Here is a 25,015-nt window from a genome sequence, read left to right on the forward strand (position 1 = left end):
CGCTAGGCTCAGCGTTTGAACCAGACGAAGTACGTCATCAGGATGAAGACGCCGAGCAGCATCGCGAAGGCGTAGTGATAGATGTAGCCCGACTGCATCCAGCGCACCACACCCGAGATACGACCCACGATCTTCCAGGAACCGTTCACCACGGCACCGTCGATCAGGGCCTGGTCGCCGCCCTTCCAGAGGCCGGTACCCAGGGCGCGCGTGGCGCGGGCGATGACGTTCTCGTTGAACCAGTCCATGTAGTACTTGTTCTCGAGCAGGCGGTAGATCGGACCGAAGGCACGCTTGATCGCCGCCGGCAGCGCCGGGTTGATCATGTACATGTACCAGGACAGGACCACGCCGGCCAGCGCCAGCCAGAACGGCGCCGTCTGCAGGCCGTGGATGGCCATGGCCACCGGACCGTGGAAGGCTTCTTCCAGCTCCTTCATGGCGTGATGCTTGGAAGCGTCCACGAAGATCGCGTTCTTGAAGAACTCGCCGAACAGCATCGGCTCGATCGTCATGAAGCCGATCACCACCGAGGGAATCGCCAGCAGCACCAGCGGCAGCCAGACCACCCAGGGCGACTCGTGCGGCTTGTGGTCGTGGCCATGGCCGTGATCGTCATGACCGTGGCCATGGTCGTCATGGTGCGCATCGGGGTTCTGGTCGTAGCGTTCCTTGCCGTGGAAGACCAGGAAGTACATGCGGAACGAGTAGAACGCCGTAATGAACACGCCGGCCAGCACCGCGTAGTAGGCGAAGTTCGCACCCCACAGGTGGCTTTCGTGCACCGCCTCGATGATGCTGTCCTTCGAGTAGAAGCCCGAGAAGAACGGCGTGCCGATCAGCGCGAGCGAACCCAGCAGCGAGGTGATCCAGGTGATCGGCATGTACTTGCGCACGCCGCCCATCCAGCGGATGTCCTGGTTGTGGTGCATGCCGATGATGACCGAACCGGCACCGAGGAACAGCAGCGCCTTGAAGAACGCGTGCGTCATCAGGTGGAACACCGCGACCGAGTAGGCCGAGGCACCGAGCGCCACCGTCATGTAGCCGAGCTGCGAGAGCGTCGAGTACGCGACCACGCGCTTGATGTCGTTCTGGATGATGCCCAGGAAGCCCATGAAGAGCGCGGTGATGGCGCCGATCACGAGGATGAAGCTCAGGGCCGTGTCGCTCAGTTCGAACAGGGGCGACATGCGCGCCACCATGAAGATGCCGGCCGTCACCATGGTCGCCGCGTGGATCAGCGCGGAGATCGGGGTCGGGCCTTCCATCGAGTCGGGCAGCCACACATGCAGCGGGAACTGGGCGCTCTTGCCCATCGCGCCGATGAACAGGCAGATGCAGATCACCGTGATGAGCATCCACTCGGTGCCCGGGAAGGTAATGCCGGCCAGCGTGCCCGCCTTGGCGAAGGCTTCGGTGTAGTTCAGCGTGCCGGCATACGCGGCGATGAGGCCGATGCCGAGGATGAAGCCGAAGTCGCCCACGCGGTTGACCAGGAAGGCCTTCATGTTCGCGAAGATCGCGGTCGGCTTGTTGAACCAGAAACCGATCAGCAGATACGACACCAGACCCACCGCCTCCCAGCCGAAGAACAGCTGGAGCATGTTGTTGCTCATCACGAGCATCAGCATCGAGAAGGTGAACAGCGAGATGTACGCGAAGAAGCGGTTGTAGCCGTCGTCCTCTTCCATGTAGCCGATGGTGTAGATGTGGACCATCAGCGACACGAAGGTCACGACGCACATCATCATGGCGGTGAGGCCGTCGACCATGAAGCCGACTTCCATCTTCAGGCCGCCGACCACCATCCATTCGTAGATGGTCTGGTTGAAGCGGGCGCCGTCGGCGATCACGCTCTTGAGCGTCATCGCCGAGATGATGAAGGCGACCAGCACGCCCAGGATGGTCAGCGAATGCGTGACCTTGCGGCCGATGTGATTGCCGCCGAACTTCGTGCCGAACAGACCTGCGACGGCTGCGCCGACCAGGGGTGCCAGCGGCACGGCCAGCAATGTGGATGCGGAAAGGGTTGCGCTCATGTTGCTGTCAACCCTTGAGCGAGTTGAGTTCGTCGACGTTGATGTTCGACTTGTTGCGGAACAGCAGGACCAGCAGCGCCAGCCCGATGGCCGACTCGGCCGCGGCCACCGTCAGGATGAAGAACACGAAGATCTGGCCGTGCATGTCGCCCAGGAAGTGCGAGAACGCCACGAAGTTCATGTTGACCGCCAGCAGCATCAGCTCGATGGCCATCAGCAGCACGATCAGGTTCTTGCGGTTCAGGAAGATGCCGATCACGGACAGCGCGAAGAGCATCGCGCCGAGCGAAAGAAAGTGTCCGAGCGTGAGCGTCATGCCTTGTTTTCCTTTGCAGCGTCCGCAGCTTCAACCACAGGCTCCGCTGCACGCGTTGCCGGCATCTGCACGATGCGCACGCGGTCGCGCGCCTTCACGCGGACCTGGTCGGCCGGGTTGACGTACTTGCTGTCCTTGCGGGTGCGCAGCGTCAGTGCGATGGCGGCCACGATGGCCACGAGCAGGATGACCGCGGCGATTTCCAGCGGATAGAGATATTCGGAGTAGAGCAGCTTGCCCAGTTCGAGCGTATTGGAAGTGTTGGCCCCCGCTGCGACGGCTGCCGCACGCGGCTCGCCCAGGCGGAAGCCGCCCATGAGCACGGCCGCCATTTCGAGCGCGATCAGCGCACCCACGCCCGCCGCCAGCGGGAAGTGCTTCCAGAAGCCCTCCCGCAAGCTGTCGACGTTGATGTCCAGCATCATCACCACGAACAGGAACAGCACCATCACGGCGCCCACATACACGAGCACGAGCGAGATCGCGAGGAACTCGGCGCGCAGCAGCAGCCAGATGGCCGATGCCTGGAAGAAGGCCAGAACCAGGTACAGCGCTGCGTACACGGGGTTGCGGGCGGTGATGACGCGGAATGCTGCGAACAGCAGCACCACGGCAAACAGATAGAACAGACCGGTCTTGACGTCCATTGGAATTCGAATTGGTACGGGTTTCGGGCTGAACCGGGTCAGCGGTACTTGGCGTCAGCCGCCTTGTTCGCTGCGATTTCCTTCTCGTAGCGGTCGCCCACGGCCAGCAGCATGTCCTTGGTGAAGTACAGGTCGCCGCGCTTCTCGCCGTGGTATTCGAAGATGTGCGTCTCGACGATCGAGTCGACCGGGCAGCTCTCTTCGCAGAAACCGCAGAAGATGCACTTGGTCAGGTCGATGTCGTAGCGCGTGGTGCGGCGCGAGCCGTCGTCGCGCACGTCCGATTCGATGGTGATCGCCAGCGCCGGGCAGACGGCCTCGCACAGCTTGCAGGCGATGCAGCGCTCTTCGCCGTTCTCATAGCGGCGCAGTGCGTGCAGGCCGCGGAAGCGCGGCGACAGCGGCGTCTTCTCTTCGGGGAACTGCACCGTGATCTTGCGGGCGAAGGCGTACTTGCCGGTGATGGCCAAGCCCTTGAACAGCTCGAACAGCATGAAGCTGCTCAGGAAGTCCTTGAGCGAGAAAGGCGCGGATGGTGTTGCGGTGTGCGCAGCAGACATGATGTTGGCGCTCCCTGTTATTTCCAGATGTTGAACGGCGTCTGCATCCAGCCACCGACCACGACCAGCCACACGAGCGTGACGGGAATGAAGATCTTCCAGCCCAGACGCATGATCTGGTCATAGCGGAAGCGCGGGAACGTCGAACGCACCCACAGGAACATGGTGACCACGCAGAAGGTCTTGAGGCCCAGCCAGATCCAGCCCGGGATGAAGCTCAGGAACTCGAACGGCGGCAGCCACCCGCCGAGGAACAGCACCACGGTCAGGATCGAGACGAGCCACATGTTGGCGTACTCGGCCAGGAAGAACATCGCGAAGCTCATGCCCGAGTACTCGATCATGTGGCCGGCCACGATTTCGGATTCGCCTTCCACCACGTCGAAGGGGTGGCGGTTGGTTTCGGCGAGGCCCGAGATGAAGTAGACGACGAAGATCGGCAGCAGCGGCAGCCAGTTCCACGACAGGAAGCCGACGCCCATGTTGGCGAACATGCCCTTGCCCTGAACGTTGACGATCTCGGTCATGTTCAGGCTGCCGGTGACCATCAGCACCACGACGAAGCAGAAGCCCATCGCGATTTCGTAGCTCACCATCTGTGCCGAGGCACGCAGCGCGCCCAGGAAGGCGTACTTCGAGTTCGATGCCCAGCCGGCGATGATCACGCCGTACACCTCGAGCGAGGTGATGGCCATCACGAACAGCAGGCCGGCGTTGATGTTGGCCAGCGCCACGTCGGGGCCGAAGGGAATCACCGCCCATGCGGCCAGTGCCGGCATGATGGTCATGATCGGGCCGAGCAGGAACAGGCCCTTGTTGGCGACCGTCGGAAGGATGATTTCCTTGGTCATCAGCTTGAGCGCGTCGGCGATCGGCTGGAGCAGGCCCAGCGGGCCGATGCGGTTCGGGCCGATGCGGATCTGCGTGAAGCCGATGGCCTTGCGCTCCCACAGCGTGAGATACGCCACGGCCAGCATCAGCGGAATGACCACGACGATGATCTTGATCAGCGTCCAGACCACGGGCCAGACCACGCCGGTCCACCAGCCCGCGGCCACCAGGCCCTGGCCGAAGCCGTGAATGGTGTCGACGATCATGCCAGTGCCTCCTCGGCACCAGCCGACACGTTCGAGCCGGCCAGCGCATTGCGCGCGTCGGCAGTCAGTTGGAGCGACGGTGCACGGCGCACGATCGAATCCAGCTGGTAGATGCTCGCGACCACCGGGGCAGCGGCTGCACCTTCGGAAGCCACCGCGTTCGCGGACGTGGCGTTGCTCAGCGCATTCGCGGGCACCGCGCCGTTTTCGCCGACGGCGGCCAGCACTTCAGCGGTCGATTCGAACGCGAAGCCAGGCAGGCCCAGTAGGTTGGCCAGCACGCGCAGCACCTTCCAGGCCGGGCGGGTCTCGCCCAGGGGCTTCACCACGGCGTGGAAACTCTGGACGCGGCCCTCGGCATTGATGAAGGTGCCGGGCGTTTCGGTGAACGGGGCGATCGGAAGCAGCACGTCGCTGAACTCGAGGTTGGCCTTGAAGGGGCTCAGCGTGACGACCATCTGCGCATTGCCGATGACATCGGCAGCAGCGGCGCCGGCTGCCGAGTCGAACACGGGTTCGGTGTTCAGCAGCATCACGGCCTTCAGTCCGGAACCGGCGGCGAGCATGCGGCCGGCATCGAGGCCGCCGTTCTTCGGAAATGCGCCGACTACCTGCGCGCCCACGGTGTTGGCGGCTTCGGTCAGGTAGCCGACGGTCGCGCCGGTCTGCGCGCCGATCCAGTTCGCCAGTGCCAGCAGGCTGCTGGCCTGGGCATGGTGCGCGGCGGCATTGCCGAGCAGGATCGCCTTGCGCTCGCCGCTCAGCAGCGAGGCAGCGATCGCCTTGGCGGCTGCGTCGGGTGCATTCTTCGGCGCCAGCGGAGAGGCTGCGCCGTTGGTTTCGCCGATGGCGGCTGCCACTGCGGCAAGCGCCTCGACCCACTGGCCGGCATCGACGATGCTCGACTGCGCCACGTTGATGGCCCAGGCGTCGCGGTCGGCCATCAGGCTGGCCGAGGTGATCACCGACAGCGCGGCGCCCTTGCGCACGGCCTGGCGGATGCGCTGCGCGAACAGCGGGTGTTCCTTGCGCAGGTTCGAGCCCACGACCAGCGCGCGCTGCACTTGCGTCAGCGAGGCGATCGAGGTGCCGAGCCAGCGCACGCCTTCGAAGGCCGCGAATTCGGCGTTGCGCAGGCGGTAGTCGATGTTGTCGCTGCCGAGCTCACGCGTGAGCATGGTCGCGAGCTGCAGTTCCTCGAGGGTGCTGTGCGGGCTGACCAGCGTGCCGATGCTCTGCGCGCCGTGGTCGGCCTTGATCTGCTTGAGGCCGTTGGCGACGTACTCGAGTGCCGTCTGCCAGTCCACCTGCTGCCATTGGCCGCCCTGCTTCAGCATGGGCTGCGTCAGGCGCTCGGGACCGTTGAGCGCTTCGTACGAGAAGCGGTCGCGGTCGGCGATCCAGCATTCGTTGACGTCTTCGTTCTCGAGCGGCACCACGCGCATCACGCGGTTGTTCTTGACCTGGACGATCAGGTTGGCGCCGGTGGAGTCGTGCGGGCTCACCGACTTGCGGCGCGAAAGCTCCCAGGTGCGGGCGCTGTAGCGGAAGGGCTTGCTCGTGAGCGCGCCGACCGGGCAGATGTCGATCATGTTGCCCGAGAGCTCGGAGTCGACCGATTCGCCCACGAAGGTTTCGATTTCGGAGTGCTCGCCGCGGTTCGACATGCCGAGCTCCATCACGCCGGCCACTTCCTGGCCGAAACGGACGCAGCGCGTGCAGTGGATGCAGCGGCTCATCTCTTCCATGCTGATCAGCGGGCCGACGTCCTTGTGGAAGACGACGCGCTTTTCCTCTTCGTAGCGCGAAGAGGAACCGCCGTAGCCGACGGCCAGATCCTGCAGCTGGCATTCACCGCCCTGGTCGCAGATGGGGCAATCCAGCGGGTGGTTGATCAGGAGGAACTCCATGACCGACTGCTGCGCCTTGATGGCCTTCTCGCTCTTGGTGCGGACGATCATGCCCTGCGTGACGGGCGTGGCGCAGGCCGGCATCGGCTTGGGCGCCTTCTCCACGTCCACGAGGCACATGCGGCAGTTGGCCGCGATGCTCAGTTTCTTGTGATAGCAGAAGTGCGGAATGTACGTGCCGGCCTTGTCGGCCGCATGCATGACCATGCTGCCTTCGGCGACTTCGACCTTCTTGCCGTCGAGTTCGATTTCAACCATATGTGTGTTTCTCGCGCTCAGGCCTTGACGGGCGCTTTCGGTACGTAGCCCGGGATCAGGGCCTCGAACTCGTGACGGAAATGCTTGATCATGGCGCGCACCGGCATCGCCGCCGCGTCGCCGAGGGCGCAGATCGTGCGGCCCTGGATGTTGTCGGCCACCGAGTTCAGCAGGTCCATGTCGGACGCCCTGCCCTGCCCGTTGTGGATGCGGTCCACCACGCGGTAGAGCCAGCCCGTGCCTTCGCGGCAGGGCGTGCACTGGCCGCAGGACTCGTGCATGTAGAAGTACGACAGGCGGCGCAGCGACTCGACCATCGAGCGGCTGTCGTCCATGACGATGACCGCGCCCGAGCCCAGCATGGAGCCGGCCTTGGAGATGGAGTCGTAGTCCATCGTGCATTCCATCATGATCGACGCAGGCAGAACCGGAGCGGACGAACCGCCGGGGATCACCGCCTTCAGCGTGCGGCCCTTGCGAACGCCGCCGGCCAGCTCCAGGAGCTTGGAGAACGGCGTGCCCATCGGCACTTCGTAGTTGCCGGGCAGCTCGACGTCACCGCTCACCGAGTAGATCTTGGTGCCGCCGTTGTTCGGCTTGCCGCATTCGAGGTAGGCCTGGCCGCCGTTGCGGATGATCCAGGGCACCGCAGCGAAGGTCTCGGTATTGTTGATGGTAGTCGGCTTGCCGTACAGGCCGAAGCTCGCGGGGAACGGCGGCTTGAAGCGCGGCTGGCCCTTCTTGCCTTCCAGCGATTCGAGCAGCGCGGTTTCCTCGCCGCAGATGTAGGCACCGAAGCCATGGGCCGCGTGCAACTGGAAGTTGTACGTGCTGCCCATGATCTTGTCGCCGAGGTAGCCCGCGGCGCGCGCCTCTTCGAGGGCTTCCTCGAAGCGGTCGTAGGTCTGGAAGATCTCGCCGTGGATGTAGTTGTAGCCCACGCTGATGCCCATCGCGTATGCGGCGATGGCCATGCCCTCGATCACGATGTGCGGGTTGAACTGCAGGATGTCGCGGTCCTTGCACGTACCCGGCTCGCCTTCGTCGGAATTGCAGACGAGGTACTTCTGGCCCGGGAACTGGCGGGGCATGAAGCTCCACTTCAGGCCGGTCGGGAAACCCGCACCGCCGCGGCCGCGCAGGCCGGAGGCCTTGACCTCGGCGATCACCTGGTCGGGCGTGAGGCCCTCGGTCAGGATCTTGCGCAGGGCCTGGTAGCCGCCGCGCGCCTCGTAGTCGGCCAGGCGCCAGTTGGTGCCGTCGAGGCCGGCATAGATCTGCGGCTCGATGTGGCGGTCATGGAAACAGGTCTGGACGCCCGTCGCCTGGAACTGCTGGAGCACTTGTTCGGGTGACATCAGGAAGCCTCCCCCTTGGTGGCCGGCGCGGCGTTGCGCAGGCCGTCGACCAGCTGGTCGAGCTTCTCGTTGCTCATGAAGCTGCACATCGTGCGGTCGTTGACCAGCATCACGGGCGAATCGGCGCAGGCGCCCAGGCATTCGCTCTGCTGCAGGGTGAACAGGCCGTCGGGCGTGGTCTCACCCATCTTGATGCCGAGCTTCTTCTCGAGGTGCACGAGGGCCGTGACGCCGTCGCGCAGCTGGCAAGGCAGGTTGGTGCACACGTTGAGCTTGAACTTGCCCACCGGATGCTGGTTGTACATGTTGTAGAAGGTCGTCACCTCGTGCACGGCGATGGGCGCCATGCCGAGGTACTCGGCGATCTCGCGCTCGCGCTGCAGGCTGACGTAGCCCTCGTCCTGCTGGACGATGGACAGGCAGGCCATCACGGCCGACTGCTTGCCCGCTTCGGGGTACTTCGCCACCTCGCGCGCAAAGCGTTCGAGGATCTCAGGCTTCAACGGCGCCGAGGGCGCCGTGTCATGGTGGGTCGAGGAAGTCGTCATTCGCTCTTTCTCACCTGTCGATCTCGCCGAACACGATGTCCATCGTGCCGATCACCGCGACAGCGTCGGCGATCATGTGACCGCGCGACATTTCGTCGAGGGCGGCGAGGTGCGGGAAACCAGGGGCGCGGATCTTCAGGCGGTACGGCTTGTTGGCGCCGTCGCTCACCAGATAGATGCCGAACTCGCCCTTCGGATGCTCGACGGCGGCATAGGCCTGGCCTTCGGGCACGTGGAAGCCTTCGGTGAAGAGCTTGAAATGGTGGATCAGCTCCTCCATGTTCGCCTTCATCGATTCGCGCGCAGGCGCGGCGACCTTGTGGTTGTCGGTGATGACAGGACCGGGGTTGGCGCGCAGCCAGGCCGCGCACTGCTGGATGATCCGGTTGGCCTGGCGCATCTCCTCGACGCGGACCAGGTAGCGGTCATAGCAGTCGCCGGTCTTGCCCACGGGCACGTCGAACTGCATGCGGTCGTAGACGTCGTAGGGCTGCTTCTTGCGCAGGTCCCATTCGATGCCCGAGCCGCGCAGCATGGGACCGGTGAAGCCGAGGTTCAGCGCGCGCTCCGGCGAAACCACGCCGATGCCCACGGTGCGCTGCTTCCAGATGCGGTTGTCGGTGAGCAGCGTCTCGTACTCGTCGACCATCTTCGGGAAGCGCTTGCAGAAGTCGTCGACGAAGTCGAGCAGCGAGCCCTGGCGGTTCTCATTGAGCTTCTCGATCGCCTTCGCATTCTTGATCTTGCTGGCCTTGTAGCGCGGCATCGCGTCGGGCAGGTCGCGATAGACGCCGCCCGGACGGAAGTACGCCGCGTGCATGCGCGCGCCGGAGACGGCCTCGTACATGTCGAACAGGTCTTCGCGCTCGCGGAAGCAGTAGATGAGCATGTTCATCGCACCGCAGTCCAGACCGTGCGCGCCGAGCCACAGCAGGTGGTTCAGCAGGCGGGTGATCTCGGCGAACATCACGCGGATGTACTGCGCACGCTCGGGCACTTCCAGACCCAGCATGCGCTCGATGGCGAGGCAGTAGGCGTGCTCGTTGCTCATCATCGACACGTAGTCGAGACGGTCCATGTACGGCAGCGACTGGATGAAGGTCCGCGTCTCGGCGAGCTTCTCGGTCGCGCGATGCAGCAGGCCGATGTGCGGGTCGGCGCGCTGGATGACTTCGCCGTCCAGCTCGAGCACCAGGCGCAGCACACCGTGCGCCGCCGGATGCTGGGGACCGAAGTTGAGTGTGTAGTTCTTGATTTCGGCCATATCAGTCAGTGCAAGCCGCTGCCGTAGTTGTCTTCGCGGATCACGCGCGGGGTGATTTCACGCGGCTCGATGGAAACCGGCTGGTAGACCACGCGCTTCTGCTCTTCGTCGTAGCGCATCTCGACGTGACCCGACACCGGGAAATCCTTGCGGAACGGGTGGCCGATGAAGCCGTAGTCGGTCAGCAGGCGACGCAGGTCGTCGTGGCCTTCGAAAACGATACCGTAGAGATCGAATGCTTCGCGCTCGAACCAGGTGGCGGAGTTCCACACCGATTGCAGCGAATCGACAACCGGGAAATCGTCGCTCGGCGCAAACACCGTCAGGCGCACGCGCTGGTTGAGGCTCACCGACAGCAGATGGGAGACCACGCCGTAGCGCTCGCCCTGCCATTCGCCTTCACGGTAGTCGGAATAATCCATGCCGCACAGGTCGATCAGCTGCTCGAAGCGGCAGCCGGGCGCATCGCGCAGCAGCAATGCGGCTTCGAGGTAGTCGGCAGCGCCGACCACCACATTCACCTCGTCGAGTGCGACGGTCACGCTCTTGGCCTTGGCGCCGAGCGTCTCGGCGACGGTGGCGCGCAGCACCTCCGGCGAAATTGCAAAGTCAGTCATCGTCGGCAATCCCTCAGGCGCGGGCAATGGTGTTGGTGCGGCGAATCTTCTGCTGCAGCTGGATCACGCCGTAGAGCAAGGCCTCGGCGGTGGGCGGGCAACCCGGCACGTAGACGTCGACCGGCACGATGCGGTCGCAACCGCGCACGACCGAATAGCTGTAGTGGTAGTAGCCACCGCCATTCGCGCACGAACCCATCGAGAGAACCCATCGCGGCTCGGGCATCTGGTCATAGACCTTGCGCAGCGCCGGCGCCATCTTGTTGCACAGCGTGCCCGCCACGATCATCAGGTCGGACTGGCGCGGGCTCGGCCGGAACAGCATGCCGAAGCGGTCGATGTCGTAGCGCGCGGCACCCGCGTGCATCATCTCAACCGCACAGCATGCGAGACCGAAAGTCATCGGCCAGAGAGAACCGGTTTTCGCCCAGTTGACGACCGAGTCGTAGGTCGTGGTGACGAAACCTTCTTTGAGAACGCCTTCAATGGCCATCGTGTTTCTTCCTTGTCATTCCCAGTCGAGCGCGCCCTTTTTCCACTCGTAGGCGAAGCCCACGACGAGGATGGCGAGAAAGATCATCATGGCCCAGAAGCCGACGGCACCGATCTCCTTGAGCGCAATAGCCCACGGGAAGAGAAATGCGATTTCGAGGTCGAACAGGATGAAGAGAATCGCAACGAGGTAGTAGCGCACGTCGAACTTCATGCGCGCATCCTCGAAGGCCTCAAAGCCACACTCGTAGGGGGAGTTCTTCGCGGTGTCGGGCCGATTGGGGCCGAGAATGTATCCGATGACCTGAGGGGCGACGCCTACGCCGACTCCGACCAGAATGAACAAAAGGACGGGGAGGTAGGAGTCGAGATTCATCGAGAGTTTTTCACCGCTTGCCACCGGCAGGAAGAACCTCTGAATGAGGTTTTCTGCCGATGAGATTTGGTGCGGTCGGCGAGACTCGAACTCGCACAGCTTTCGCCACTACCCCCTCAAGATAGCGTGTCTACCAATTTCACCACGACCGCGGTTTTTGCTGTTCGGATGGCATGAGGTACCTGCAAGAGGAATTTGGCTTTCCGAACAGATTTAGAGTTTACCCTGAAATGGAGCCATTTCTCACGGGCAACTCATGAAAACGAGTTGATTACTTGCTCGGAATCTGCCCGGCACCCGAAACAGGGGCTGCAGGAGCCGAAGCAGGAGCATTCGGAGCTGCCGCACCGGGGATCTCGTTGGCCGCACCAGAGGCAGGAGCAGCGGGGGCACCCACGGCTGCGCGCTCCAGAAGACTGCCACCGCCAGCAGGACGTGCATGGCTGAAGTAGGCCAGCAGCAGCGTGCACGCGAAGAACACGGCCGCAAGCACTGCGGTGGTGCGCGACAGGAAGTTGGCACTGCCGCTGGCACCGAAAAGGCTGCCCGCACTGCCGCTGCCGAAGGCCGCGCCCATGTCGGCTCCCTTGCCGTGCTGGATGAGGATGAGGCCGATCATCGCGAGTGCTGCAAGCATCTGCACGCCGACCAGAAGGTTGAGGACCACGTTCATTCGTTCTTACTCCTAACTTGATGCAACCGTTGCGCGCTCAGTGCGCAGCGGCGGAAATGATCTGCAGAAAATCGGGCGCCTTGAGCGATGCGCCGCCGATGAGGCCGCCATCGATGTCGGCCTGCGCCAGCAACTGACCCGCGTTCGCCGCGTTCATGCTGCCGCCATAGAGAATGCGGATGCCGGCCGCGTGTTCGCTGGCCGCATGATGCAGCTGCGCACGCAGCACCGCGTGCACCGCCTGCGCCTGCTCGGGCGTGGCAGTCTTGCCGGTGCCGATGGCCCAGACGGGCTCATAGGCCACCACGATCTCGCTGATGCAATGGCCGTTCACGTGAATGACGGCAGCCAGCTGGCGCTTCACCACCTCTTCGGTCTGCCCTGCTTCGCGCTGAGCCAGCGTCTCGCCGACGCAGACGATCGGCGTGATGCCGTTGGCCAGCGCCGCTGCGGTCTTGGCGGCAACCACCTCGTCGGTCTCGCCGTGGTACTGGCGACGCTCGGAGTGGCCGACGATCGCATAGCGCACGCCGAAATCCTTCAGCATCGCCGCCGACTGCTCGCCCGTGAACGCACCTTGCGGGTGCGCAGAGACGTCCTGTGCACCGAGCGCGATGGCCGGCGAGCCGGCCAGCAGCGACTGCAGCTGCGCGAAATACGGAGCGGGCGCGCAAAGCGCCACGTCGCAAACGGCCGGATTCGCGGCCAGGCCCTGCTGGAGGGCCTTCACCAGCGCCTCGTTGGCAGCCAGGCTGCCGTTCATCTTCCAGTTGCCGGCGATCAATTTCTTCTTGGTCGTCATCGCATTCTTCTTGTCGTTGCTCACCACGTCAGCACGATCTTGCCGATGTGCTGGTTCGATTCCATCAGCGCATGAGCCTGGGCCGCGCCGCTGGGCTCGCCCGCTGCAGCAAAGGTGCTGTGGATCACGGGCTTGATCGCACCGCTCTCCAGCAGCGGCCACACCTTCTCGCGCAGCGCCTTGGCAATGGCGCCCTTGAACGCAACGGGCCGCGGACGCAGCGTCGAGCCGGTGATCGTGAGACGCCTGCGCAGCACGAGGCCCGCATTGATCTCGCTCTTCACACCGCCCTGCACCGCGATGATCACCAGCCGGCCGTCCTCGGCCAGGCATTCGATCTCGCGTGCCACGTAGTCGCCGGCGACCATGTCGAGCACCACGTCCACACCCTTGCCGCCGGTCAGCTTCTTCGCCTCTTCGACGAAGTCGCTGGTGCGGTAGTTGATGGCGTGGTCGGCGCCGAGCTTCCTGCAGGCATCGCACTTGTCGTCGCTGCCGGCGGTGACGATCACCGTCGCACCGAGCGCCTTGGCGATCTGGATCGCCGTGACGCCGATGCCGCTGGAGCCACCCTGGATCAGCAGCGTCTCACCCTTCTGGAGGCGACCGCGTTCGAACACGTTGCTCCAGACGGTGAAGAAGGTCTCGGGCAGCGAAGCAGCCTCGATGTCGCTCCAGCCCTTGGGCACCGGCAGGCACTGGGCCACGGGCGCCACGCACAGCTCGGCATAGCCGCCACCCGCGATCAGCGCGCAGACGCGGTCGCCGACCTTGAAGCCGGCCTCGGCCAGCGCCGCGGCATCACCCGACACGATCTCGCCAGCCACTTCGAGGCCCGGCAGATCGGAGGCGCCCGGCGGCACCGGGTAGTGCCCCTTGCGCTGCAGCACGTCGGGGCGATTGACGCCACTCGCAGCGACGCGGATCAGCAGTTCGCCGGCGCCCGCGACGGGGTCGGGGCGCTCGGCGACGCGCAGCACCTCGGGGGCGCCGTACGAAGTGATTTCAATGGCTTTCATGGTCTTTCGGCCTCCAGCGCCCGCAGATGGGGCGCAGCTTGACGTTCAAAAGATGAAGAGGCGGCAATGGCGGCTGCATGCACAGCCGCCACGCTCGCACCCTTCTTACTCCTGAGGCTCGCGCGGAGCTTGCTGCTGCGGCTGCTCGCCGGCCGGCGCTTCGCTGCGCGGCTGTTGCTGCTGTTCGTTGAAGCGAGGCGCGCGTTCGCCGCGATCGCCGCCGCGGTCACCACCACGCTCGCCGCGATCACCACGGTCTCCGCGGTCGCCACGCTCACGACGCTCGCCGCGCTCTTCGCGCGGGGGACGCTCGCTGAACTCCATGCCGGCCGGACGCTCGGTCAGGGCCTTCATGGACAGCTTCACGCGGCCCTTGTCGTCGGTTTCGAGAACCTTGACCTTCACGATCTGGCCTTCGCTCAGGTAGTCGGTCACTTTCTCGACGCGCTCGTGCGCGATCTGGCTGATGTGCAGCAGGCCGTCCTTGCCGGGCAGCAGGTTCACGAGCGCACCGAAGTCCAGGATCTTCGTGACCGGGCCTTCGTACACCTTGCCGATCTCGACCTCGGCCGTGATCTGCTCGATGCGCTTCTTGGCCATCTCGGCCTTTTCCGGATCGGTCGAGGCGATGGTGATGGTGCCGTCCTCGTCGATGTTGATCGTCGTGCCGGTCTCTTCCTGCAGGCCGCGGATGACCGCCCCGCCCTTGCCGATCACGTCGCGGATCTTCTCGGGGTTGATCTTCAGCGTGGTCAGGCGCGGTGCGAACTGCGACACGTCGGCCTTGGCCTCGCCCATCGCTTCCTGCATCTTGCCGAGGATGTGCATGCGCGCTTCCTTGGCCTGCGCCAGCGCGACCTGCATGATTTCCTTGGTGATGCCCTGGATCTTGATGTCCATCTGCAAGGCGGTGATGCCGTTGGTCGTGCCGGCCACCTTGAAGTCCATGTCGCCCAGGTGATCTTCGTCGCCCAGGATGTCGGTCAGCACCGCGAAGCGGTTGTCTTCCTTGATCAGGCCCATGGCGATGCCCGCCACGTGCGCCTTCATGGGCACGCCAGCGTCCATCATCGAGAGGCAGCCGCCGCACACCGATGCCATCGACGACGAGCCGTTCGACTCGGTGATCTCCGACACCACGCGGACCGTGTAGGGGAACTCTTCCTTGTTCGGCAGCACGGCGACCAGCGCGCGCTTGGCCAGGCGGCCGTGGCCCACTTCGCGGCGCTTGGTGGAGCCCATGCGGCCCACTTCACCGGTGGCGAAGGGAGGCATGTTGTAGTGGAACAGGAAGCGGTCTTCGTACTCGCCGGCCAGCGCATCGATGCGCTGCGCGTCGCGTTCGGTGCCCAGCGTGGTCACGACCAGCGCCTGCGTCTCGCCACGCGTGAACAGGGCCGAACCGTGGGTGCGGGGCAGCACCGAGTTGCGAATCTCGATGGGGCGCACGGTGCGGGTGTCGCGGCCGTCGATGCGCGGCTCGCCCGACAGGATCTGGCTGCGCACGATCTTCGATTCGATGGCGAACAGCAGGTCGGAGACCTTGCCGGAGTCGAATTCGACGCCTTCGGCCTTCAGGGCCTCGAGCACGCTGGCGTTGGCTTCGCGCAGGGCCTGCGTACGGGCCTGCTTGCTGCGGATTTGATAGACGGCGCGCAGCTTGTCCTCGGCCAGGCCCTTGACCTTGGCGACGAAGGCTTCGTCTTCGGCGGGCGGCTGCCAGTCCCACACGGGCTTGCCGGCGTCGCGCACGAGTTCATGGATCGCGTCGATCGCGATGTTGGCCTGCTCGTGGCCGAACACCACGCCACCGAGCATCACTTCTTCGCTCAGCTGCAGAGCTTCGGATTCGACCATCAGCACGGCGGCTTGCGTGCCGGCCACCACCAGGTCCATCTGCGAATCCTTGCGGGCGGTCTGGCCCGGGTTCAGCACGTACTGGCCGTTGATGTAGCCCACGCGCGCAGCGCCGATCGGGCCGTTGAACGGCACGCCGGAGATCGACAGCGCGGCGCTCACGCCGATCATGGCGGCGATGTCGGCGTCGACTTCGGGGTTCAGCGAGATCGTGTGCACGACCACGTGCACTTCGTTCAGGAAGCCTTCGGGGAACAGCGGGCGGATCGGGCGGTCGATCAGGCGGCTGGTCAGCGTTTCGTGCTCGCTGGGCTTGGCTTCGCGCTTGAAGAAGCTGCCGGGGATCTTGCCGGCGGCATAGGTCTTCTCGATGTAGTCGACGGTCAGGGGGAAGAAGTCCTGGCCGGGCTTGGCCGACTTGGAGGCGACAACGGTCGCGAGGATGACGGTGCCCTCGATGTCGACGAGCACGGCGCCGCTGGCCTGGCGGGCGATTTCGCCCGTTTCCATGACGACGGTCTTGCCGCCCCATTGGAACGACTTGGTGACTTTGTTGAAGAGGCTCATGTTTGCTCCTGTTTTGATAGCGAACTACACGGAGTCCGCAGGTGACGGAGGCTTCTCAGAACACGATGCCATTCCAGCGAAGCTCGGCGGAACTTCATTGGAATGACACAGCTTCGCTCTGTTTGGGCACTCCGAAAATGGATCGCGAAGTAAAAAACGCCTGAGCTAGCGGACTAACCCAGGCGTTTCTTCATGCGATTTGGATTACTTGCGCAGACCCAGCTTGGCGATCAGCGCGGTGTAACGGTCGGCGTCCTTGGACTTCAGGTAGTCGAGGAGCTTGCGGCGGCGGCTCACCATGCGCAGCAGGCCGCGGCGACCGTGGTGGTCCTTGGCGTGCGTCTTGAAGTGGGGGGTGAGTTCGTTGATGCGGGCGGTCAGCAGTGCGACTTGCACTTCGGGGCTGCCGGTGTCGTTGGCGGCACGGGCGTTGTCCTTGACAACTTCGGCCTTGATGGAGGCTGCGATCATGTTGATTTCCTTGTTCCTGGGTGTTTGACTTGCGGCAAGGGCTGGAACTGCCCTCGCCGTGCGCCTTGCGGCATGCAAAGCCTTGGAATTATAGCCCGACCGCCCCGTCGGGGCTTTTGTGCCCCTTCGCGCGGCCGGAAGGCCCCGTCGAGCGAACCCAATCGCAGCGCCGGAGTGCCGTCCTGCCCTGCCTGCTTCTTCTGCTTCCTACTTCTGCCGCGCCAGCCAGTCGCGCAGCCGCTCCACGCCCTTCACCAGCCGCTGCGGGTCCTTCGAGGCGAAGCACCAGCGCAGCCAGCCCTGCGCCTCGGGCGCGAAGGCGTTGCCCGGCGCGAGCCCCAGGCCGGCCTCGGCCACCAGCCGCTTGGCCACTTCGAGCGAATCGCCGAAGCCTTCGAGGCGGAAGAAGGCATACATGCCGCCCTTGGCCGGCGCCACCTGCACGCCCGGCAGCGCGGCCAGCAATGGCACCAGCGTGTCGCGGCACTGCTTCAGGTGGGCCACCACGCGTGGCGTGATCTCCGCCGTGTGCTCGATGGCGGCAATGGCGGCGCGCTGCGTGAACACGCTGGCGCAGGAGGTGTTGAACTCGATCAGCTTGCCGATGCCATCCACCATCGACGGCGGAAGCACCAGCCAGCCCAGGCGCCATCCGGTCATGAGGAAGCTCTTGGAGAAGCTGTGCGTCACCACGAGCCGGTCGTCCGGCTTCGAGATGTCGAGGAAGCTCGGCGCGCAGGCGTTGGGGGTGGGCTCGAAATAGAGCCGTTCGTACACCTCGTCGGCCAGGATCCAGGTGCCGGTCTGGCGGCAGTGGTCGAGCACGGCCTGCTGCTCGTCGCGGCTCATGGTCCAGCCGGTGGGATTGTTCGGCGCATTGACGATCAGCAGCTTCGTCTTCGACGTGACCGCTTCGCGCAGCGCCTGCAGGTCGAGCGTCCACTGCCCGTTCACCGGCACAAGCGGCAGCGTGCGCACATGCGCGCCCATGATCGCGGGCTGCGCCGTCAGGTTGGGCCACACGGGCGTGACGGCGACCACTTCGTCGCCCGCATCGACAAGCGCCTGCACCGCCAGCATCAGCGCACTCACGCCGCCCGAGGTGACGGCGATGCGCGAGGCATCGACCTTGGGGTGCAGCCCGCTGGCATAGCGCGCGATGGCCTCGCGCAGCTCGGGCAGGCCGAGGTTGTGGGCATAGAAGGTCTCGCCGCGCTGCAGCGATTCGATGGCCGCCTGGCGGACCACCTCGGGGGTGACTTCGTCGCTCTCGCCGAACCAGAAGGCCAGCACGTCGCTGCGGCCCATGCCGGCATTGGCGACTTCGCGGATCTTCGATGCTTCGAGGTTGTGGATGGCTTCACGCATGTCGACAGTTCCTGTTGTTCGTCATCGGATTCAAGGTCTCTTCATCTTGCACGAGGTCGGCAGCTCGGCGCGCTCGGGAGCGATGGTCTTGACGACGCGAAAGCCATAGCCCGAGCCTTCCACGTCGAACTGCACGCCGGGCCTGCCCTGCCTGTCCATCACGCCCACCACCAGCTGTTGCTGGAACTGGTGGTCCGCCGCGCGCATGCGCCCGCGCTGGCCGTACATGCCGACGTCGGCCTGCTCGAGGGCGCGCGCCACGGGCAAGGCATCGGCACTGCCCGCGCGTTCGAAGGCCTGCACGAGCGCCTCGACCATGAGCTGCAGCCGCATGTGCACGTAGTCGTCGGCGGGCTTCGGGAAACGCGCTCGGAAGGCCCGGTAGAAGGCCTCCGACTGCGCCGTCTGCACGTTGGGCAGCCAGTCGGCCACCGCCACAACGCGCCCGATGCCCGCATCGCCGATGGCGGCCGGCGCGCCCAGCGCATTGCCGTAGAAGGTGTAGAAGCTGCCGCCGAAGCCTGCTTCGCGCGCGGCCTTCACCAGCAGCGTGAGGTCGTTGCCCCAGTTGCCGGTGACCACCGCCTGTGCGCCGCTGGCGATGATCTTCGTGGCATAGGGCGAGAAGTCCTTCACCTTGCCCATGGGGTGCAGTTCGTCGCCGACGATCTCCACATCGCGCCGCTGCGCGCCGAGCTGGCGGCGCGCCTCGCGCAGCACGGCCTGGCCGAAGCTGTAGTCCTGACCGATCAGGTAGACGCGCTTGAGCGACGCGTCGTCCTTCATCACGTCCATCAGCGCGGCCATGCGCATGTCGGCATGCGCATCGAAGCGGAAGTGCCAGAAGCTGCAGCGCTCGTTGGTGAGCGCCGGGTCGACAGCCGCATAGTTGAGGAAGATCGCGCGCCGCGAAGGATCGCGATCGTTGTGCTTGTCGATGGCATCGATCAGCGCCGCAGCAGTGGCCGACGAATTGCCCTGCAGCACGATGCGCGCGCCGTCGTCGAGCGCGGCGCGCAGCGCGGAGAGCGCTTCCTCGTTCTGTCCCTTGCTGTCGTAGCGGTCGAGCTGCAGCGGCCGCGCGCCTCCAGCGACGCCCGGCAGCCTGATGCCGCCGCGCGCATTCACGCGCTCCACGGCCCACAGCAAGTTGCGGAAGACGGCCTCGCCGGTGTTGGCGAAGGGCCCGCTCATGCTTTCGATGAGTGCGAGCCGGATGGGCGCGACAGGCGCCGAAGCCGCGGCCTGCGCAAGCGCCGCGAAAGGCTTCGCGCATAGCGCCAGCGCCGCGAATTTCAAGGTCTCGCGGCGCAAATTAAAGGGGGGATGCATTGTCTTGAAACGCGTGCCGCTGCGCCTAGATGAGGTCTCAAGCGGCACTCACGATGGAACGGCCGCGCAGTGTAAGGGACACACATTCCTTGTCCCCATTGTGTTCACTCAGGAGTTCTCACATGTTTTTCGCCCCCACCCTTCGCACCGCCCGCTTCGCACCCCGCGCCTATGACCGTTCGTTCGAACGCTTCGTGAACGAAGCCTTCGCCGGTGCGCGCCGTTCGCCGCTCGTGGAGCAGGACGACAAGAGCTGGACCCTCTCGCTCGACGTGCCGGGATTCGCTCGCGAAGACCTCGCCATCAGCATCGAAGGCGCCGTGCTGCGCATCGAGAGCAAGGCCGAAGCCAAGCGCCAGTTCAAGGCTGCCTACGAGCTGCCGCAGGACATCGACGTGGCCGCCAGCGAAGCGAAGCTCGAGAACGGCGTGCTCACGCTGAAGCTCGGCAAGCTGGTGCCGGTGAGCCAGGCGACTCAGTTGCAAATCAACTAATCAGGCTTAAGCCCACAAGAGGAAAATGTTAGTAAGGCTCGTTTTTTGACATTAAACGAGCACCTTATTCACAATAGCGCTGGATTAACGTCACATGATGTGACGTTTTTTTAGAACTTTCTTCTTCGTGGGCGTCTTGTAAACGCACTGAGTTCCCGACGGTGCGGTTCGGGTGCCCCTTCAAGGCACCATGAAAACTCATCTCCAGCCCGCCAATCCCGACGAACGGTCCGACACGCTCCTGGTTTTCCTGCCGGGTGCGTACCTCAAACCCGACGAATTCGAGCGCGAAGGCTTCATTGCCGCCGTGCGCGAACGCCACCTTGCAGCCGATGCGCTGCTGGTGGACGCGGACGTGTCCTACTACTACGAGCAGACGCTGTGCGACAGCCTGCACACCGATGTCATCGAACCGCAGCGCGCCAAGGGCTACAAGTCGATCTGGCTCGTGGGCATTTCGATCGGCGGCTTCGGCGCGCTGATCCACGAACTGGCGCGCCCGGGCTCGGTGGACGGCATCGTGGCGCTCGCGCCCTACCTGGGCCGGCGCGTGCTCGGCGCGGAGATCAAGAAGGCCGGCGGCCTGCGCGCCTGGCAGGCGCCCACCGGGCCGCAGCCCGACGAGGAGCCGGACCGCAAGCTGTGGCCCTTCTTCCAGCAGTACCTGTCGGCAAAGTCGTCGAAGAAGCTGCCGCGGCTCTACCTCGGCTTCGGGCTGGAAGACCGTTTCGCGAGCAACCACAAGCTGCTGGCCGATGCCCTGCCGCCCGAGCAGGTCTTCACGACCGAGGGCGGCCACGACTGGCCGCAATGGCGTCAGCTCTGGCGCAACGTGCTGGAAGTTCTGCCGCTGCCCGCACTCGGCAGGCCGTCGAAGCAAACGATTACGCAGTCTCCGGTAGCGGCTGATCAGGCACCGAAAGCGACGCCATGGGCCATCGCGGTCTGACGTCGAAGGCATAGCGCTCGCTCGCCTGCGACAGCCCCGACTGCAGTCGCATCGCGGCGGCCATCGCGATCATGGCGCCGTTGTCGGTGCACAGGTGCAGCTCGGGGTAGTGCACCCGCACCTTGCGCTTCGCGCAAGCCGCATTCAGCTGCTCGCGCAGGCTCCTGTTGGCGCCCACGCCGCCAGCCACCACCAGCCGCTTGAGGCCGGTCTGCTCCAGCGCCGCGAGCGACTTCTTCAGAAGCACTTCGACGATGGCCGCCTGCGTCGACGCCGCCAGGTCGGCCTTTCGCGGCTCGAGTTCTTCGCCCAGCTTCTTTGCCTGCGTGAGCACCGCCGTCTTCAGGCCGGCGAAGGAAAAGTCGAGATCGCCGCTGTGCAGCAGCGGCCGTGGAAGCTTGAAGGCCGCTGCATCGCCGCCTTCGGCCAGCTTTGCGAGCCAAGGACCGCCGGGGTACGGCAAGCCCATGAGCTTGGCGCTCTTGTCGAAGGCCTCGCCGGCCGCGTCGTCGATGGTTTCGCCCAGCAGTTCGTAGCGACCCACGCCGTCCACCCGCATCAGCTGCGTGTGGCCGCCGGACACCAGCAGCGCGACGAACGGAAATTCCGGCGGATCGGCACTCAGGAACGGCGACAGCAGATGCCCTTCGAGGTGATGCACCCCGAGCACTGGCTTGCCCAGCGCCACGCCCAGCGCGCAGGCCACGCCCGCCCCCACCAGCAGTGCGCCCGCGAGGCCAGGCCCGCGCGTGTACGCCACCACGTCGATCTCTTCGAGCGAGCGGCCGGCTTCGGCCATGACCGTCTCGGTCAGCGGCAGCACGCGCCGGATGTGGTCGCGGCTGGCCAGCTCGGGCACCACGCCGCCGTAGGCCTGGTGCATGGCGATCTGGCTGTGCAGCGCGTGCGAACGCAGCACCGGCAGCGCGTTGCCTTGCGACTCGACCAGCGCCACGCCGGTCTCGTCGCAGGATGATTCGATTCCCAACAAGAGCATGCCGCGAGTGTAGGCGGCGGCCCCCGCCCGGCGCCTGCGAAGGGGCAAGCGGCGGCCTTTCCGCGCCCTGGCCTCGACCCGCGAGGCACGGATGTTGCAGCGACACCGCGCAGAGACCGCGCCCCACCATGAAATCCGGACTGAGCTTCCTCATCGCCGCCCGCCGTTGCGAAATCGACGAGCTGGACCGGCTCGCCCGAACCAGCGAGCTGGTGGGCGTGATCGGCCGCCTGGTCCATGCGCTGCAGCGCGAGCGAGGCATGTCGAACATGTTCCTCACCTCGCGCGGCAGCCGCTTCGGCGAGCAGCGCGGCCCGCAGATCGCCGAGTGCCTCGCGCTGGAGCAGGAGGTGCGCGCGGGTTTCGACCAGCTCGAAGCCGACAACTACCACCGCGGCGCCGACGCGAGCAACAACGCGCGCCTGTTCAGCCGCATCGCCTGGGTGCTGCCGGGCCTGGATGCCCTGCCCGCCCTGCGCCGCCGCGTCGACGCGCTGGCGCTCAAGCCAGCCCAGTCCACCGCCGCCTTCGCCAAGCTGATCGCGGGCCTGCTCTCGGTGGTGTTCGAGGCGGCCGACGGTGCCACCGACCCCGAGATCTCGCGCCTGCTGGTCGCGATGTTCAACTTCATGCAGGGCAAGGAATTCGCGGGCCAGGAGCGCGCCTTCGGCGCCGCCGCGCTCGCGCTGGGCCGCAGCGACGAGGCACAGCGCCTGCAGTGGCTGCACCTGATCGAATCGCAGGAGCGCTGCTTCCAGGTGTTCACCGAGTTCTCGGGCGAGGCGGTGCTCGCCCTCTGGCGCGAGAGCCAGCCCGACTCGGAAGTGGCCGAGCTCGAGCGCATCCGCCGGCGCGGCGCGGCTTCCGGGCCGGCCGACGTGGCGCTCAGCGAGGCCTGGTTCGACTGCTGCACCCGCCGCATCGACGCCATGAAGACCGTCGAGGAACGCCTCGCCAGCGACCTGCGCGCGCTGTGCGAGCACAAGACAGCGCAGGCACGCAGCGAGCTGCGCGAATACCGCCAGCTGCTGGACACGCTCGCACCCCAGGCCGGCGCCCTCTTCTTCGACGATGCCGACGCGCAGGCGGCGGCTCCCGCACAGCTCGGCCGCCACCTGGAGCGCTCTGTGCTCGACATGGTCCGCGAGCAGTCACAGCGCCTGCAGGCCATGAGCGACGAACTCGAGACCGTGCGCGCCTCGCTCAACGAGCGCAAGCTCGTCGAGCGCGCCAAGGGCCTGCTGATGGCGCACCGCCGTCTCAGCGAGGAAGAGGCGCACAAGATGCTGCGCCAGACCGCCATGAACCAGAAGCGCAGGCTGGTGGACGTGGCCGAGTCGATGCTCGCGATGGCCGACTACCTGCCCATGCTCGACCGCGCACCGTCGCGCTGAAGCAAGCGCCCACGGGGCGTTCAAGTTGGTGCACCGCACAACAATCGTGCCATCGCCCATCGTCACCCCGAATCGCCCCTCACCCGCGTTCGGCCGCGGATTCATTCGACATACAGCTACCTTCTTGATAGCGGCCGGCGAATCTCGAAGCTGGCACACCGCTTGCAAGCACTGAGCGCACAGGTCCTCGATGGACCTTCAGGCAGGCGGCACCCAACGGCGGGTGCTTCCCACCGAACCGGACAAAGGCGTCCCCATCCCGCAAGGGCTCGTTTTCGAGCAGCCCCTGCGCGGTGCGGACGCCTTTTCGTTTTTGTCGTTTTCTTTGTTGTTCGTCCTCAACCGGAGCCCCGCGCCATGACCGACCTGCTCAAAACCCGCCTCAGCCGACGCCGCGTCCTGCAAGCCGCCGCCGTCGGTGCCGTCGGCATCGACCCCGCCTTGCGCGCGGCCGTCTGGGCCCAGGGCTCCGACAAGCCCGAGAAGGAAGAAGTGAAGATCGGCTTCATCCCGCTCACCGACTGCGCCAGCGTGGTGATGGCCTCGGTGCTGGGGATCGACAAGAAGTACGGCGTGAAGATCGTGCCCAGCAAGGAAGCCAGCTGGGCCAGCGTGCGCGACAAGCTGGCCAACGGCGAGCTCGACTTCGCCCACGTGCTCTATGGCCTGATCTACGGCATGCACCTGGGCCTGAGCGGCCCGAAGAAGGACATGGCCGTGCTCATGACGCTCAACAACAACGGCCAGGCCATCACGCTGTCGAAGAAGCTGGCCGACAAGGGCGCGGTCGACGCCGCATCGCTCGCCAAGCTCATCGCCAGCGAGAAGCGCGAATACACCTTCGCGCAGACCTTCCCCACCGGCACGCACGCCATGTGGCTCTACTACTGGCTCGCATCGGCCGGCATCGATCCGTTCAAGGACGTGAAGAACATCACCGTGCCGCCTCCGCAGATGGTCGCCAACATGCGCGTGGGCAACATGGACGGCTACTGCGTGGGCGAACCCTGGGGCCAGCGCGCGATCATGGACGGCATCGGCATCACCGCCATCACCACGCAGGACATCTGGAAGGACCACCCCGAGAAGGTGCTGGGCACCACGGCCGACTTCGCGAAGAAGTACCCCAACACGGCGCGCGCGGTGACGGCGGCCATCCTCGAAGCCGGCAAGTGGATCGACACCGGCCTGCAGAACAAGAACAAGATGGCCGAGACCATCGCCGACAAGAGCTACGTCAACACCAGCGTGGACGCCATCAACCAGCGCATCCTGGGCCGCTACACCAACGGCCTGGGCAAGAGCTGGGACGACCCCAACCACATGAAGTTCTACAACGGCGGCGCCGTGAACTTCCCCTACCTCTCCGACGGCATGTGGTTCCTCACGCAGCACAAGCGCTGGGGCCTGCTGAAGGAGCACCCCGACTACCTGAAGGTGGCCACCGAGATCAACCGCATCGACATCTACAAGCAGGCCGCCGCCGCCACGCAGACGCCGGTGCCCAAGGACGCGATGCGCAGCAGCAAGCTCTTCGACGGCTCCGTCTGGGACGGCAAGGACCCGAAGAAGTACGCCGACTCCTTCAAGCTCCATGCATAAGGAGA

General features: G+C 65.2%; 24 protein-coding genes and 1 tRNA gene. 4 read left to right on the forward strand and 21 right to left on the reverse strand.

The genetic code is table 11. The features are described from left to right. Positions 1-8: 8 nt before the first annotated feature. The 20 genes from nuoL to G369_RS0107655 all read right to left on the reverse strand — a co-directional run bounded on the left by nuoL (position 9) and on the right by G369_RS0107655 (position 19,574). A complete protein-coding gene (nuoL, locus tag G369_RS0107560) occupies positions 9-2,042 on the reverse strand; it encodes an NADH-quinone oxidoreductase subunit L (RefSeq protein ID WP_019653382.1) in 2,034 nt (677 codons plus the stop codon). 7 nt (positions 2,043-2,049) lie between these two features. Beyond that, complete coding sequence (gene nuoK, locus G369_RS0107565) at positions 2,050-2,358, reverse strand: NADH-quinone oxidoreductase subunit NuoK (protein WP_019653383.1); 309 nt, start codon at positions 2,356-2,358, stop codon at positions 2,050-2,052. Continuing rightward, positions 2,355-3,005 carry an NADH-quinone oxidoreductase subunit J gene (locus tag G369_RS0107570; protein ID WP_019653384.1) on the reverse strand — a complete coding sequence of 217 codons (651 nt, stop codon included), beginning with the start codon at positions 3,003-3,005 and terminating at the stop codon, positions 2,355-2,357. Before G369_RS0107570 ends, nuoK begins: the two co-directional genes overlap by 4 nt. Before the next feature lie 38 nt (positions 3,006-3,043). After that, positions 3,044-3,565 (reverse strand): NADH-quinone oxidoreductase subunit NuoI, encoded by a 522-nt coding sequence (gene nuoI, locus G369_RS0107575; protein ID WP_019653385.1) that lies wholly within the window; start codon positions 3,563-3,565, stop codon positions 3,044-3,046. Positions 3,566-3,582: 17 nt separating this feature from the next. Continuing rightward, the gene (nuoH, locus tag G369_RS0107580) at positions 3,583-4,662 is read right to left on the reverse strand and encodes an NADH-quinone oxidoreductase subunit NuoH (protein WP_019653386.1); all 1,080 of its coding nucleotides are present in this window, start codon (positions 4,660-4,662) and stop codon (positions 3,583-3,585) included. After that, positions 4,659-6,830: an NADH-quinone oxidoreductase subunit NuoG gene (gene nuoG / locus G369_RS0107585; RefSeq protein WP_019653387.1), complete on the reverse strand. Its 2,172-nt coding sequence runs from the start codon at positions 6,828-6,830 to the stop codon at positions 4,659-4,661. Before nuoG ends, nuoH begins: the two co-directional genes overlap by 4 nt. A gap of 17 nt (positions 6,831-6,847) precedes the next feature. Further along, positions 6,848-8,188 (reverse strand): NADH-quinone oxidoreductase subunit NuoF, encoded by a 1,341-nt coding sequence (gene nuoF, locus G369_RS0107590; RefSeq protein WP_019653388.1) that lies wholly within the window; start codon positions 8,186-8,188, stop codon positions 6,848-6,850. Next, positions 8,188-8,736, reverse strand: a complete 549-nt coding sequence (locus G369_RS0107595) for an NADH-quinone oxidoreductase subunit NuoE family protein (protein WP_019653389.1) — start codon at positions 8,734-8,736, stop codon at positions 8,188-8,190. The genes nuoF and G369_RS0107595 overlap by 1 nt, the downstream gene beginning before the upstream one ends. A 10-nt stretch (positions 8,737-8,746) precedes the next feature. Then, entirely contained in the window at positions 8,747-10,000 is a 1,254-nt protein-coding gene (locus G369_RS0107600; protein ID WP_019653390.1) for an NADH-quinone oxidoreductase subunit D, read from the reverse strand. A 5-nt stretch (positions 10,001-10,005) separates the two neighbouring features. After that, a complete protein-coding gene (locus G369_RS0107605; protein WP_019653391.1) occupies positions 10,006-10,617 on the reverse strand; it encodes an NADH-quinone oxidoreductase subunit C in 612 nt (203 codons plus the stop codon). 13 nt (positions 10,618-10,630) lie between these two features. Continuing rightward, positions 10,631-11,110: a NuoB/complex I 20 kDa subunit family protein gene (locus G369_RS0107610; RefSeq protein ID WP_007837763.1), complete on the reverse strand. Its 480-nt coding sequence runs from the start codon at positions 11,108-11,110 to the stop codon at positions 10,631-10,633. 15 nt (positions 11,111-11,125) lie between these two features. Continuing rightward, positions 11,126-11,485: an NADH-quinone oxidoreductase subunit A gene (locus G369_RS0107615; RefSeq protein ID WP_026346262.1), complete on the reverse strand. Its 360-nt coding sequence runs from the start codon at positions 11,483-11,485 to the stop codon at positions 11,126-11,128. Between the two features lie 67 nt (positions 11,486-11,552). Continuing rightward, positions 11,553-11,637, reverse strand: a tRNA-Leu gene (locus G369_RS0107620). A gap of 119 nt (positions 11,638-11,756) precedes the next feature. Further along, the gene (gene secG / locus G369_RS0107625) at positions 11,757-12,158 is read right to left on the reverse strand and encodes a preprotein translocase subunit SecG (RefSeq protein WP_019653393.1); all 402 of its coding nucleotides are present in this window, start codon (positions 12,156-12,158) and stop codon (positions 11,757-11,759) included. Between the two features lie 37 nt (positions 12,159-12,195). Then, a complete protein-coding gene (gene tpiA / locus G369_RS0107630) occupies positions 12,196-12,960 on the reverse strand; it encodes a triose-phosphate isomerase (RefSeq protein ID WP_208604380.1) in 765 nt (254 codons plus the stop codon). 20 nt (positions 12,961-12,980) lie between these two features. Continuing rightward, the gene (locus G369_RS0107635; protein WP_019653395.1) at positions 12,981-13,979 is read right to left on the reverse strand and encodes an NAD(P)H-quinone oxidoreductase; all 999 of its coding nucleotides are present in this window, start codon (positions 13,977-13,979) and stop codon (positions 12,981-12,983) included. Positions 13,980-14,084: 105 nt separating this feature from the next. Then, positions 14,085-16,403 (reverse strand): polyribonucleotide nucleotidyltransferase, encoded by a 2,319-nt coding sequence (gene pnp, locus G369_RS0107640; protein WP_019653396.1) that lies wholly within the window; start codon positions 16,401-16,403, stop codon positions 14,085-14,087. A 204-nt stretch (positions 16,404-16,607) separates the two neighbouring features. Next, complete coding sequence (gene rpsO, locus G369_RS0107645) at positions 16,608-16,874, reverse strand: 30S ribosomal protein S15 (RefSeq protein ID WP_007837783.1); 267 nt, start codon at positions 16,872-16,874, stop codon at positions 16,608-16,610. A gap of 207 nt (positions 16,875-17,081) precedes the next feature. Next, positions 17,082-18,242 (reverse strand): pyridoxal phosphate-dependent aminotransferase, encoded by a 1,161-nt coding sequence (locus G369_RS0107650; protein ID WP_019653397.1) that lies wholly within the window; start codon positions 18,240-18,242, stop codon positions 17,082-17,084. Between the two features lie 30 nt (positions 18,243-18,272). After that, positions 18,273-19,574, reverse strand: coding sequence for a branched-chain amino acid ABC transporter substrate-binding protein (locus tag G369_RS0107655; RefSeq protein ID WP_019653398.1), 1,302 nt, complete (start codon positions 19,572-19,574; stop codon positions 18,273-18,275). Positions 19,575-19,696: 122 nt separating this feature from the next. Between G369_RS0107655 and G369_RS0107660 the strand changes: the two genes are divergently transcribed. Beyond that, entirely contained in the window at positions 19,697-20,068 is a 372-nt protein-coding gene (locus tag G369_RS0107660; RefSeq protein WP_019653399.1) for an Hsp20/alpha crystallin family protein, read from the forward strand. Positions 20,069-20,258: 190 nt separating this feature from the next. Continuing rightward, positions 20,259-21,017, forward strand: coding sequence for an alpha/beta fold hydrolase (locus G369_RS0107665; protein WP_019653400.1), 759 nt, complete (start codon positions 20,259-20,261; stop codon positions 21,015-21,017). On the opposite strand, the gene tsaD is transcribed toward G369_RS0107665, so the two are convergent. Further along, positions 20,953-22,014 (reverse strand): tRNA (adenosine(37)-N6)-threonylcarbamoyltransferase complex transferase subunit TsaD, encoded by a 1,062-nt coding sequence (gene tsaD, locus G369_RS0107670; RefSeq protein WP_019653401.1) that lies wholly within the window; start codon positions 22,012-22,014, stop codon positions 20,953-20,955. The two genes, G369_RS0107665 and tsaD, sit on opposite strands and share 65 nt — an antisense overlap. A 128-nt stretch (positions 22,015-22,142) precedes the next feature. On the opposite strand from tsaD, the gene G369_RS0107675 reads away from it, so the two are divergent. Beyond that, a complete protein-coding gene (locus G369_RS0107675; RefSeq protein WP_019653402.1) occupies positions 22,143-23,408 on the forward strand; it encodes a nitrate regulatory protein in 1,266 nt (421 codons plus the stop codon). Positions 23,409-23,765: 357 nt separating this feature from the next. Next, complete coding sequence (locus G369_RS0107685; RefSeq protein WP_019653403.1) at positions 23,766-25,010, forward strand: CmpA/NrtA family ABC transporter substrate-binding protein; 1,245 nt, start codon at positions 23,766-23,768, stop codon at positions 25,008-25,010. Positions 25,011-25,015 lie beyond the last annotated feature (5 nt).

This window comes from Variovorax atrisoli 110B (assembly GCF_000382045.1).
GTDB classification, from domain to species: Bacteria; Pseudomonadota; Gammaproteobacteria; order Burkholderiales; family Burkholderiaceae_C; genus Variovorax; species Variovorax atrisoli.

Excerpts from the sequence above, each read along its gene's own strand:
- nuoL (WP_019653382.1), bottom strand. The coding sequence starts at position 2,042 with ATGAGCGCAACCCTTTCCGCATCCACATTGCTGGCCGTGCCGCTGGCA.
- nuoK (WP_019653383.1), bottom strand. The coding sequence starts at position 2,358 with ATGACGCTCACGCTCGGACACTTTCTTTCGCTCGGCGCGATGCTCTTC.
- G369_RS0107570 (WP_019653384.1), bottom strand. The coding sequence starts at position 3,005 with ATGGACGTCAAGACCGGTCTGTTCTATCTGTTTGCCGTGGTGCTGCTG.
- nuoI (WP_019653385.1), bottom strand. The coding sequence starts at position 3,565 with ATGTCTGCTGCGCACACCGCAACACCATCCGCGCCTTTCTCGCTCAAG.
- nuoH (WP_019653386.1), bottom strand. The coding sequence starts at position 4,662 with ATGATCGTCGACACCATTCACGGCTTCGGCCAGGGCCTGGTGGCCGCG.
- nuoG (WP_019653387.1), bottom strand. The coding sequence starts at position 6,830 with ATGGTTGAAATCGAACTCGACGGCAAGAAGGTCGAAGTCGCCGAAGGC.
- nuoF (WP_019653388.1), bottom strand. The coding sequence starts at position 8,188 with ATGTCACCCGAACAAGTGCTCCAGCAGTTCCAGGCGACGGGCGTCCAG.
- G369_RS0107595 (WP_019653389.1), bottom strand. The coding sequence starts at position 8,736 with ATGACGACTTCCTCGACCCACCATGACACGGCGCCCTCGGCGCCGTTG.
- G369_RS0107600 (WP_019653390.1), bottom strand. The coding sequence starts at position 10,000 with ATGGCCGAAATCAAGAACTACACACTCAACTTCGGTCCCCAGCATCCG.
- G369_RS0107605 (WP_019653391.1), bottom strand. The coding sequence starts at position 10,617 with ATGACTGACTTTGCAATTTCGCCGGAGGTGCTGCGCGCCACCGTCGCC.
- G369_RS0107610 (WP_007837763.1), bottom strand. The coding sequence starts at position 11,110 with ATGGCCATTGAAGGCGTTCTCAAAGAAGGTTTCGTCACCACGACCTAC.
- G369_RS0107615 (WP_026346262.1), bottom strand. The coding sequence starts at position 11,485 with ATGAATCTCGACTCCTACCTCCCCGTCCTTTTGTTCATTCTGGTCGGA.
- secG (WP_019653393.1), bottom strand. The coding sequence starts at position 12,158 with ATGAACGTGGTCCTCAACCTTCTGGTCGGCGTGCAGATGCTTGCAGCA.
- tpiA (WP_208604380.1), bottom strand. The coding sequence starts at position 12,960 with ATGACGACCAAGAAGAAATTGATCGCCGGCAACTGGAAGATGAACGGC.
- G369_RS0107635 (WP_019653395.1), bottom strand. The coding sequence starts at position 13,979 with ATGAAAGCCATTGAAATCACTTCGTACGGCGCCCCCGAGGTGCTGCGC.
- pnp (WP_019653396.1), bottom strand. The coding sequence starts at position 16,403 with ATGAGCCTCTTCAACAAAGTCACCAAGTCGTTCCAATGGGGCGGCAAG.
- rpsO (WP_007837783.1), bottom strand. The coding sequence starts at position 16,874 with ATGATCGCAGCCTCCATCAAGGCCGAAGTTGTCAAGGACAACGCCCGT.
- G369_RS0107650 (WP_019653397.1), bottom strand. The coding sequence starts at position 18,242 with ATGCGTGAAGCCATCCACAACCTCGAAGCATCGAAGATCCGCGAAGTC.
- G369_RS0107655 (WP_019653398.1), bottom strand. The coding sequence starts at position 19,574 with ATGCATCCCCCCTTTAATTTGCGCCGCGAGACCTTGAAATTCGCGGCG.
- G369_RS0107660 (WP_019653399.1), top strand. The coding sequence starts at position 19,697 with ATGTTTTTCGCCCCCACCCTTCGCACCGCCCGCTTCGCACCCCGCGCC.
- G369_RS0107665 (WP_019653400.1), top strand. The coding sequence starts at position 20,259 with ATGAAAACTCATCTCCAGCCCGCCAATCCCGACGAACGGTCCGACACG.
- tsaD (WP_019653401.1), bottom strand. The coding sequence starts at position 22,014 with ATGCTCTTGTTGGGAATCGAATCATCCTGCGACGAGACCGGCGTGGCG.
- G369_RS0107675 (WP_019653402.1), top strand. The coding sequence starts at position 22,143 with ATGAAATCCGGACTGAGCTTCCTCATCGCCGCCCGCCGTTGCGAAATC.
- G369_RS0107685 (WP_019653403.1), top strand. The coding sequence starts at position 23,766 with ATGACCGACCTGCTCAAAACCCGCCTCAGCCGACGCCGCGTCCTGCAA.